The sequence below is a fragment of the Microbacterium sp. NPDC058389 genome (genome assembly GCF_042722305.1).
GTDB lineage: Bacteria > Actinomycetota > Actinomycetes > Actinomycetales > Microbacteriaceae > Microbacterium.
On the sequence record NZ_JBHXJQ010000002.1, the window covers coordinates 134,019 to 144,075 of the forward strand.

The window sequence follows — 10,057 nt, forward strand, 5'->3', positions numbered from 1 at the left end:
CGCCGAACCGGTCGACGGAATGCCACGCGGTTACCATGTGTTGAGGCATCCGGAGCCCTTTCGTCCGTCGTGGCGGAAGGCGCTCGGCGACAGGAAGGTGCGCACGTGCGTCAGGTCATCATCATCGGTTCGGGCCCTGCGGGGTACACCGCCGCCATCTACGCGGCCCGCGCCAACCTGAACCCGCTCGTCGTGGCGAGCTCGGTCGAGGCCGGCGGCGAGCTGATGAACACCACCGAGGTCGAGAACTTCCCGGGCTTCCCCGAGGCGATCATGGGGCCCGACCTCATGGCCAAGATGCAGGAGCAGGCCGAGCGCTTCGGCGCCGAGGTGCTCTACGACGACGTCGTGTCGCTCGACATCGACGGCCCCGTCAAGAAGATCACCCTCGGCAGCGGCACCACGCACGAAGCCGACTCGCTCGTGTTCGCGACCGGTTCGGCGCCCCGCAAGATCGGCATCGAGGGCGAGGCCCGACTGTCGGGCCGCGGCGTCTCGTACTGCGCGACGTGCGACGGCTTCTTCTTCCGCGAGCGCGTGATCGCGGTCGTCGGCGGCGGCGACTCGGCCATGGAGGAGGCGACCTTCCTCACCAAGTTCGCGTCGAAGGTCTACATCATCCACCGCCGCGACGAGCTGCGCGCCTCGAAGATCATGCAGGAGCGCGCCTTCAAGAACGAGAAGATCGAGTTCGTCTGGAACAGCGAGGTCGTCGACATCCTCGGCGACGAGGCCGTCACGGGCGTCGTGCTCGAAGACACCGTCGACGGCACCCGCCGCGACCTCGCGCTGGACGGCGTGTTCGTCGCGATCGGCAACGACCCGCGCACCCACCTCGTCCACGACAAGCTCCAGCTCACCCGCGAGGGCACCGTATGGGTCGACGGCCGTTCGTCGCGCACGTCGGTGCCGGGCGTCTTCGCCGCCGGTGACGTGATCGACCCGACCTACCGGCAGGCGGTCACCGCCGCCGGCAGCGGCACGGTCGCGGCTCTCGACGTCGAGCACTACCTCGCCGCTCTCGGCGAGGCGGGCGCCCCCGATCCCGCCGGTGCCGAGATCGACGGACTGGCGGATGCCGCGACCCTCGGTCGCTGAGCGGACGCACACCGTACGCGCAGCAACGGCCGGAATGATTCCCTGACCGGCGTTGTTGACGCGAATGACAGACTTCCCACCGAAGGAGACAGAAAGATGACCGCCAAGGCGACGACCTCCGCCACGTTCGAGCAGGACGTGCTCCAGGCCGACGGCCCCGTGCTCGTCGACTTCTGGGCCGAGTGGTGCGGGCCGTGCCGTATGGTCTCGCCCGTCCTCGACCAGATCCAGTCCGAGCACCCCGACAAGATCACGATCCTGAAGCTCAACGTCGACGAGAACCCCGACCTCGCGATGAAGTACCAGATCACCTCGATCCCCGCGATGAAGGTGTTCCACGGCGGTGAGGTGAAGACCACGATCATCGGCGCCAAGCCGAAGTTCGCGCTCGAGCAGGACCTCGCCGCCTACATCGGCTGATCCTCGATCCTCGCGAGAACCCCGTCAGGCACTCCGCCCGGCGGGGTTTTCGCTGTGCCCACCGCATTCCGAACGGGGAATGTGAGGATCCTTCAACATTTCTGCGGGGAAGTGTCGATCTGGGCGAGGCTTGTTCGACGCACAAGGTGACGGGCCGGAAGGGACCCGCGACCGGGCCGGACGGCCCCGACGAAAGGGAACATCATGCGTTACATGCTCATCATGCAGGTCGATGCCGAAGCCGCCGCCGCGTTCGACCCGACCACGACCGACATGTCCGAGGCGTACGCCGCCATGGGCCGCTACAACGAGGAGCTGCAGAAGGCGGGGGTGTTCCTCAGTGCCGAGGGCCTCTCGGACGCCGCCGAGGGATTTCGCGTCGACTACACGTCGGTTCCCCCGGTCGTGACCGACGGACCGTACTCCGAGGCCAAGGAGGTCTTCACCGGGTTCTGGATCATCGAGGTCGCCTCACGCGAAGAGGCCGAGCACTGGGCGCGAAAGTGCCCGCTCGGACCCGGCACCGCCCTCGAGGTGCGTCGCGTCAACGAGCTCAGCGACTTCGATCAGAACGACGAATGGGTCGCCAAAGAGCAGGAATGGCGTGCCGCCAACGCCTGACGCCCGGTCAGTTCGCGTCGACGCGCACCGTCGCATCCCAGCGGCGGTGCGTGTTGGCGTCGCCGAGCAGTCGCCACACCGCTTTCGTCAGCGCCGGATAGTCGAGCGCGATCTGGCGCAGCACGCGGTAGTGCCGGCTGGCGTTCGGACGCGACCCGCCGTTCTCCGCGATGTTCTCGGCCCGCAGCATGAAGACGACCAGCTCGTCGACCGACGGCAGGTCCTCCATGAAGTCCCACGGGTCCTCGCCGCCGCGCAGCCGCTCGGCGACCAGCACCGAGAGTTCATCGGCGGCTTCGGCACGCAGCAGCTCGAGGCTGGCTCTTCTCCTCGGAGTCTGCTCGTCGTTCGCCACCTGTCAAGGGTACGTCGCCTCGCCGACACCGCGGGCCGCCCGGGGGAGAGTCCCCCGTACGCTGAGAGCATGACGCCGGCGCCCGCGCATGACCCCCGCGCATCAGGCGCCCGCGCATCAGGGCATCGCGCTGTCGAGGCGGTTTGGCGCGATCAGTCCGCGCGCATCGTCGCCGCACTGACCCGACACACGGGCGACTTCGCCTGGGCGGAGGATCTCGCGCAGGAGGCCCTGGTCGAGGCCCTCGATGCGTGGCCGAAGAGCGGCATCCCGGACAACCCGGGTGCCTGGCTCATGTCGGTCGCCAAGCGGCGCGCGATCGACGGCTGGCGACGGCGCGAGCGCATGGCCCAGCGCGAACCGCTCTTCGTGACAGAGGCTCTCCAGGCCGAGGCATCCGATCGCGTCCCGATCGACGCCGATCCCGACCGCATCGACGACGACGTGCTGCGCCTCGTGTTCGTCGCCTGCCACCCGGTGCTGCCCGCGCAGGCGCGCCTCGCCCTCACCCTCCGCACGGTGGCCGGGCTCACCTCGGAGCAGATCGCCCGCGTGATGCTCATGACGGTGCCGACCGTGCAGCAGCGCATCGTGCGCGCCAAGAAGTCGCTCGCCGCCGCTGGCGTGCCGTTCGAGGTGCCCGACCGGACCGAACGCCCGGCCCGGCTCGCGAGCGTGCTGCAGGTCATCTATCTGCTGTTCACCGAGGGCTACTCGTCCGCGGAGGGGGACAGGCCGCTGCGCCCCGAGGTCGCTCGCGAAGCGGTTCGTCTTGGGCGACAGCTCGAGACACTCATGCCGGGCGAGCCCGAGATCTCATCGCTCATCGCCCTGATGGAGTTCCAGTCGTCGCGTTTCGCAGCCCGCCTCGACACCGAGGGGCTCCCGCTCACCCTCGAGCAGCAGGACCGCCGACGATGGGACCGTTCCGCGATCACCCGCGGATCCACCGCGATGCGGAGAGCGGATGCCGCCGGCCGCGGTCTCGGCTACTACGGGCTGCAGGCGGCGATCGCCGAGTGCCATGCTGTCGCGCCGACATTCGCCGACACGGACTGGCCCCGCATCCTGCGTCTGTACGACGCCCTCGTGACACTCGCACCGTCTGCCGTGGTGAGACTCAACAGGGCGGTCGCGGTCTCGATGGTCGACGGCCCCGATGCCGCGCTCACCCTGGTGTCGGAGCTCGAGCCGGAACTCACCGGATTCCGCCCTCTCATCGCGGTGCGCGCCGAGCTTCTCGAACGTCTCGGACGAGTGGATGCCGCCACGGCCGAGTTCCTCGCCGCAGCCGAGCTCCCCGGGAATGCCGCAGAGACCGAGGTGCTGCGGCGGCGGGCCGCAGCGCTCGCATCCGGCGGGGGACCGCCCACCCCCGGTCGCTGAGCGATTCGGGCGTGAGGCTCTCTCGAACGCGCGTGGCCCGGTCGTTGAGCGAGGAACGAGCGAGACGAAACGCCCCGACCGGCGAAGGACCTCGTGCGAACCGCTTAGGAGGCCTCCGCCGCCCCGTACTCGGTCTCGCCGAGCTCACCGAGGATCCGATTGAGATCCTGAATGGTCGCGAAGTCTATGCTGATCTGGCCTTTTCTTGCCGTCAACGAGATCTTCACGCGGGTGTTGAGGCGATCACCCAGTCGCTCAGCGACCTCGTCGAGGTGAGCACGACGCGATCCCGCCTGCGGCTTGGCCGCACGCGTGGGGGAGGCATCCGGCAGCTTCGCGGCAGCCTCTGCGGCGCGGACCGACAGGTCCTCGTTCACGATCTTGTCTGCAAGACGCTGCATCGCCGTCGCGTCCTCGAGGGAGAGGATCGCCCGTGCGTGGCCCGCGGTGAGCACACCGGCCGCGACCCGCTGCTGCACGGGGACCGGCAGCTTCAGCAGACGGATCGTGTTGCTGATCTGCGGACGCGAGCGGCCGATGCGAGTCGCGAGCTCTTCCTGCGTGATGCCGAAATCCTCGAGCAGCTGCTGATAAGCCGACGCCTCCTCGAGCGGGTTGAGCTCGGAACGATGGAGGTTCTCGAGCAGCGCGTCGCGGAGAAGGTGCTCATCGGCGGTGTCGCGGACGATCGCCGGGATCGAATCGAGACCGGCCTCTCGAGCGGCGCGCGTGCGGCGCTCACCCATGATGAGCTCATACTCGCCCTTCTCATTGAGTCGGACGACGACCGGCTGCAGCACGCCGAACTCGCGAACGCTGTGGACCAGCTCGCCGAAGTGCTCGGGGTCGAAGTTGGTGCGCGGCTGGCGCGGGTTGGGAACGATGTCGTTCGGGTTGATGTGCGCGAGCCGGGCGCCAGGAACCTCGATGAGTTCCTCCTGTGGCTCGGCCGCCGGCGCCGCCGCCGTGCCCGCCGCGGGCGGCTCGGCTTCGTCGACGGCGACAGCTCGGGGGAAGAAGACGTCGGCGGGACGCTCATCGGCCTGTTCGTTGGTCGGAATCAGTGCGCCGATTCCGCGGCCGAGTCCTGTGCGCTTCGCTGCCATCAGGCGCCCCTTTCGTTCGAGGCGCTGTCGCGCCGGATCATCTCGACGGCCGCTTCACGATAAGCGATGGCGCCGGCCGACTGTCCATCGTAGGCGAGAACGGACTGCCCGAAGCTCGGCGCCTCCGACACGCGGACCGAACGCGGGATGATCGTGTCGAGCACCTCCTTGGGGAAGTGGGCGCGCACTTCGTCGGCCACCTGCTGCGCGAGCCTGGTGCGGCCGTCGTACATCGTCAGCATGATCGTCGACAGCTGCAGTCGCGGGTTGAGGTGCTTCTGGATCATCTGGACCGTGCCCAGCAGCTGGCTCAGGCCCTCCAGCGCGTAGTACTCGCACTGGATCGGGATGAGCAGCTCGCCCGCCGCCGTGAAGGCGTTGATCGTGAGCAGACCGAGAGAGGGCGGGCAGTCAATCAGGATGAAGTCGAGCCGCTCGGGGTTCTTCGCGAGGTACTCGTCGACCGCGACGCGCAGGCGGTGTTCGCGTGCGACCTGAGACACCAGCTCGATCTCGGCACCGGCGAGGTGGATGGTGCTCGGCGCGCAGAGCAGGTTCGGCGACTCGGGGCTCACCTGGATGATGTCGGCCAGGGGGAACTCGTCGATGAGGACGTCGTAGACGCTCGGGATGTCGGAGGTGTGCGGCACTCCCAGAGCGGTGGACGCGTTGCCCTGCGGGTCGAGGTCGATCACGAGGACTCGAGCGCCACGCTCCGCCAGGGCAGCCGCCAGGTTCACGGTCGTCGTCGTTTTGCCGACGCCGCCCTTCTGGTTCGAGACGGTGAGCACGCGCGTGCGTCCGGTGAGGTGGACTTCTGTCTCCTCGAGCACCTTGCGGCGAGCCGAGAGATCCGCGAGTTCCCGCGCGATCGGGGAGTCGTCGTCTTCCTGAACGACGTCGGCGGGGTCTTCCTGCGCGATGGCGGATTCCTCTTCCTGCGTGACAGTGGGGTCCTCGGGGGAGGCGGCCTGATCGGGTTCGGCCGGCTCGGCGGGCGCCTCGAGATCGGCGTCTCCCGTGGGCATTTCGGGAGCGGGTTCGTCGGCCTCGGCCGATTCGGCGGGGACGCCGTCAGCGTACTCGCCGGGTGTGACATCACTGTCGGCGGGGGGAGCGGTGATGCCGTCCCGGTCTGCCGCCTCGTACGCGCTCGACGCGTCGTCCTCGTCGACGACGGGTTCGTCGGCGCCGCGGGACGACTCATCGCTGCCCGGGAAATCAGGATCGGGCGGAGCGGCCGCATCCACCGGCGTCCCTGCGGCGGAGTCCTCAGCGACGGGGGGAACGTCATCCTGCACAACGGCCTCGGAGGCGTCGGGAGTCGAGACGATCGGCGGTTCGTCGGACGAGAAGGATGCCTGAGCCTCGGTCTCGTCGGGTTGTTTCACGTGAAACTCTCCCCCTTGCGCGAGCCGCTCAACATCGCTTTCCACCTTATCCCGCCTTCCCCCCATCCCCAGCCGCCGAAGCCACTTATTCATGCGTTCCTTACCATTCCGCGCGGAGCATCTATGTCCCTAGTCAACCTCGCGGAAGCCCGTCCTGCCCGCCAACCCGCCGCTCACCCGTGAAGCAATCCGGGGCACTGAGCCACCGGCCGGACTCAGGCGGTCAGCGAGGTCCTGTTCGCATTCTGGCCCGTGATTCCGGGGTTCTGCTGGCTGCGATGGATGCCGTTTCGATGTGTTCGTGGACGCGTTCTGCTCCCCACATGAGCACTCCCTCATCTGGGTCAGTGCGCGAAGGTGCAGTAGGTCGCGAGCGAGCACAGCGGCGAGCTTCCTGCCCCTGTCGGGAAGATCTGCGACGCAGCTTCGGTGTGTTTCACGTGAAACGGCCACAAGGTGATCCGTAGCTGAGGTAGGTGGGCGAGGGGTGAGGTGCGGGCGCGAAGCCCGACTATGCGCGCAACAGCGGAAGAACAGGCCGGAGTAGGTCGCGGGCGCCATGGCGACAGGAACCGCTTGGACAACCCACGATCGCCCAAGAAGGCGGTGTATAGGTTGCGTCGGTCACGTGGCGGTCCCACACCGGCCGCGCTCCCCCCGCTGCTCGGCCGGATCGCGCTGAAGCGAGGTCGGGAAGGCCGACCAGAGCACACCAACCGAACCGAGGGCGGGGGCAACACAGGGAACGGGAACCCCGCGGGCACCACTCGAGGCCGGACTCACGCGCACCCGGACTCGCCGGAAAGAGCGCACGGACAACTCAGGCGAGACAGCCCAGCACCGAGCGCTGCTGCGAATGCCGTCGCGGTGCCCTGGCGCCGACACCTCGCCTGCGCTGCGATGTCAGTCACTTCGAGCGTGGGCGATCATCGTCTGCCCGGCCCACATCCGTCGGTCAGAGCACCCGACAACACGGCGCGTGCCGGCGAATCTGAACCGATCGCTCCGCCACCCCCGGGAACCTCCTGCACATCATCGACGATTTGATGGACCGACGATTCCCCGCCTGCCCCTCGTGCCGCGCCACAGCCTCGGCGTCGGGCCACAGCCCCGGCGTCGGGCCACAGCCCCGGCGTCGGGCCACAGCCCCGGCGTCGGGCCACGCAGGTGTCACAAGACACTCTCTCTTCTCACCGGACGTGCGTTGAGCGCGGTCGTCGCCCCATTGCGTCCTGGAGCCTCCTCCCCGGGAGCTGGTGACACTGTTCCCGCGAGTCCGGGTCGGCTCTTGTTCTGCGGAGAGGGGGAGCGCGAACCCCATCTCCGCACTCGCGGTCTCGGAGCTTGCGCCTACGATCACGGCGTCACCCACGGGCGCTCTTCATCGGCCAGTTCCCAGAGGCGACCATCCCCAACAGAGTTGGCGGACGCGCTGCCGACATCGGCATGGCTCCTCGCTCGGATGGGCGCTCGGATGGGCGCTCCGATGGGCTGTTTCACGTGAAACATCTCCGACGTCTGCGACCCACAGCTGCCCACCACGACGAGAACACGCGACTCACAAGTTCTTGGCCGACGAGACGTGTGTGCCGGACGTCAGCGCGGTCAGATCCTCCTGGCGATGTCAGGCAGCGTCAACGCAGGGCCCGACGCGCGATGTCAGGACTCGCTGACCGCTGCCGTGATCCACGGCAGACGTGAGTGGTGCCAGCCGGTTGATGAAGACGGGTCTGCAGCGACAAGGATTGGCCACGCTCGCTTGTGCGTGAGATCAAGCTCGTCCTCGAATACCGGTCGCCCGTCACTCCACAGCGAGGAGCGCCTGTCGAAATCACCAGGAATCCGGGCCCCTTGCGAGGTGCAAGGGGGAGGGACCAGGAGCACCCCGACTCGTGGGGTCATCTACCCCGACGGCAACAGTGGCCGGAGTTGCTCCGAATCGGCAGCCAGCGCTGCCGGGTTTCCTGCCGCTCTGGCGGGCGCGACGGCCCGCTCATCACCATCGAGGGCCGGTGCGGGCCTGTTCCGGGGGAAGGATGGACCTGCGAGGTTGGCGCCCGGAAGGCAGCCTGCGGTTGAAGCCGGGTACACGGAGAACGTCGCGGTCACGCTGCGCATCGACCGTCGACGCTCCACAGTGTTGAGCGATCTCATCGGCAATGAAGGCGTGCATCAGCCCCGCCGCGCAATGTCCGTCACGTTTCACGTGAAACACCCCCTGTCAGCGCGACATAACCGACAGCAGCGGCGGCGGCTGCCGGCGCGGGGGCAGATCGCCCCGATGGACTCCCATCGCGGCGAGCTCGACGGCGAACGGCCTTGCCTATCGCGGTCGGCTGGCTCGGTCGCGGGTTCGACGAACTGAGTGTGAGCTTGCTCGGTTTGACTCGGCGGTGTGCGCCGACGCGACACCGCCGGAGCAAAGTCCCGCCCCAACGTGATCTCGCTGTTCGCCGGGGCGGATCACGTGCTTAGTCAGGTCAGTGGGCGCACCCGCGAGCCGGCATTGTTGGGCCCGTCGCGTGACGCTTCACCACCACTCCTGCCACCGACCAACAGGTCGCGACCGGCGGATGTTTCACGTGAAACGTCTCGCGGGCGCAAGGACAACCGCGTGTCAAGCTGCCTCGAATGCCCTCAGTACCCCGGCCAATTGACTTGCGATGCCTGTGACGCTCGGGCCCCTGCATCCCGGCGTCGGATCCTCGAAGCGCAGCCCGGTACCGCGACGAGCACCATCAGACGCCAAACCCCCCGTATCCACGTTGATCTGACGGAATGCAGATCCGCGTTTCACGTGAAACATCGTGTCGAGGCGCGAAAGACGGTGCGCGGTTCGATCTCCAGTGGCGACGAGTGGCTCGGCGCCCGCGGGCGCAGACCGCGGCCGCACCGAACAGGGCACGCAAGCGCAGCATCCCTCACGGGCAGTGCAGCCAGCGGTGATCGTCGAGGTGCGGCAGCCCCGACCCGACAGTGTGGGTCGACACGCGTGCAGCGCAGCTCTCAATACTCGCTCTTCCGGCCCGTCATAGCGGCATGGTCGGAGCCGGCCGTGAATCGCGCGACATGGCATCGAGAACACGCGCATCGTGCCACCTTTAGCCGAGTGGTCCATGTTTCACGTGAAACAGGCGGTTCAGGGCGTCCGGCGCGCGACTACGGGGGGGTGTTGCCCATTCACGTTCGGGCAGGTCGTGTCTCGGGACGACCTCGCTCGTAAGCACGCGAGCAACTGCCTGCTCTGCACGTGTTACCGACACTGACAGCCTCCGAGCGCGTCACCTTCGACGCCGCGACCGCCAATCAACCTCGAGCAAGGGACACCTTGCGGTCCGACTCACATGTCCAGCGATGCTACGCCCGACGATCCGCCGGTCGTCATCAATGTGCCATGGCGAGAGCCCCCGACGCACCGTGGAGCGCACCAATCTCGACGAGATCGCACCCGGACGAGCGCGGCGGCGCCTGGGTACACCGTTTCACGTGAAACATCGCCACGCCCCGTGTACCGGCCGGCCTTGCTCCGTGCGCCGCCAAGCGAACGAGCCGAGCGGGCGTGCGAACGAACCGAGCGGGTGTGGGGACGGACCCAGCGGGTGTACGGACGGACCCAGCGGGTGTACGGACGGACCCAGCGGGTGTACGGACGGACCCAGCGGGTGTACGGACGGACCCAG

At 68.0% G+C, this 10,057-nt stretch carries 7 protein-coding genes; 4 read left to right on the forward strand and 3 right to left on the reverse strand.

Features of this window, described 5'->3' with window-relative positions; translation table 11 throughout:
• Nucleotides 1–105 precede the first annotated feature (105 nt).
• From trxB to ACFWJ8_RS03465, 3 genes are all read left to right on the forward strand, one after another.
• Entirely contained in the window at nucleotides 106–1,098 is a 993-nt protein-coding gene (trxB, locus tag ACFWJ8_RS03455; protein WP_378808978.1) for a thioredoxin-disulfide reductase, read from the forward strand.
• 96 nt (nucleotides 1,099–1,194) lie between these two features.
• The gene (trxA, locus tag ACFWJ8_RS03460) at nucleotides 1,195–1,518 is read left to right on the forward strand and encodes a thioredoxin (protein WP_345542266.1); all 324 of its coding nucleotides are present in this window, start codon (nucleotides 1,195–1,197) and stop codon (nucleotides 1,516–1,518) included.
• Between the two features lie 204 nt (nucleotides 1,519–1,722).
• A complete protein-coding gene (locus ACFWJ8_RS03465) occupies nucleotides 1,723–2,139 on the forward strand; it encodes a YciI family protein (RefSeq protein ID WP_378808982.1) in 417 nt (138 codons plus the stop codon).
• A 7-nt stretch (nucleotides 2,140–2,146) separates the two neighbouring features.
• Here ACFWJ8_RS03465 and ACFWJ8_RS03470 read toward each other — a convergent pair whose 3' ends face one another.
• Nucleotides 2,147–2,494 carry a tryptophan synthase subunit alpha gene (locus tag ACFWJ8_RS03470; RefSeq protein WP_378808984.1) on the reverse strand — a complete coding sequence of 116 codons (348 nt, stop codon included), beginning with the start codon at nucleotides 2,492–2,494 and terminating at the stop codon, nucleotides 2,147–2,149.
• A gap of 69 nt (nucleotides 2,495–2,563) precedes the next feature.
• Here ACFWJ8_RS03470 and ACFWJ8_RS03475 point away from each other — a divergent pair, with 69 nt between their 5' ends.
• A complete protein-coding gene (locus ACFWJ8_RS03475; RefSeq protein ID WP_378808987.1) occupies nucleotides 2,564–3,880 on the forward strand; it encodes an RNA polymerase sigma factor in 1,317 nt (438 codons plus the stop codon).
• A 104-nt stretch (nucleotides 3,881–3,984) separates the two neighbouring features.
• Here the strand turns inward: ACFWJ8_RS03475 and ACFWJ8_RS03480 are convergent, their stop codons facing one another.
• Both ACFWJ8_RS03480 and ACFWJ8_RS03485 read right to left on the reverse strand, forming a co-directional pair.
• Nucleotides 3,985–4,986 (reverse strand): ParB/RepB/Spo0J family partition protein, encoded by a 1,002-nt coding sequence (locus ACFWJ8_RS03480; protein WP_378808988.1) that lies wholly within the window; start codon nucleotides 4,984–4,986, stop codon nucleotides 3,985–3,987.
• Entirely contained in the window at nucleotides 4,986–6,014 is a 1,029-nt protein-coding gene (locus ACFWJ8_RS03485) for a ParA family protein (protein WP_378809618.1), read from the reverse strand. The genes ACFWJ8_RS03480 and ACFWJ8_RS03485 overlap by 1 nt, the downstream gene beginning before the upstream one ends.
• Nucleotides 6,015–10,057: the final 4,043 nt, after the last annotated feature.

What these genes read in the sequence shown, in the direction of transcription:
- trxA (WP_345542266.1), top strand. Translation starts at nt 1,195, where the DNA reads ATGACCGCCAAGGCGACGACCTCCGCCACGTTCGAGCAGGACGTGCTC.
- ACFWJ8_RS03465 (WP_378808982.1), top strand. Translation starts at nt 1,723, where the DNA reads ATGCGTTACATGCTCATCATGCAGGTCGATGCCGAAGCCGCCGCCGCG.
- ACFWJ8_RS03475 (WP_378808987.1), top strand. Translation starts at nt 2,564, where the DNA reads ATGACGCCGGCGCCCGCGCATGACCCCCGCGCATCAGGCGCCCGCGCA.
- ACFWJ8_RS03480 (WP_378808988.1), bottom strand. Translation starts at nt 4,986, where the DNA reads ATGGCAGCGAAGCGCACAGGACTCGGCCGCGGAATCGGCGCACTGATT.
- ACFWJ8_RS03485 (WP_378809618.1), bottom strand. Translation starts at nt 6,014, where the DNA reads ATGCCCACGGGAGACGCCGATCTCGAGGCGCCCGCCGAGCCGGCCGAA.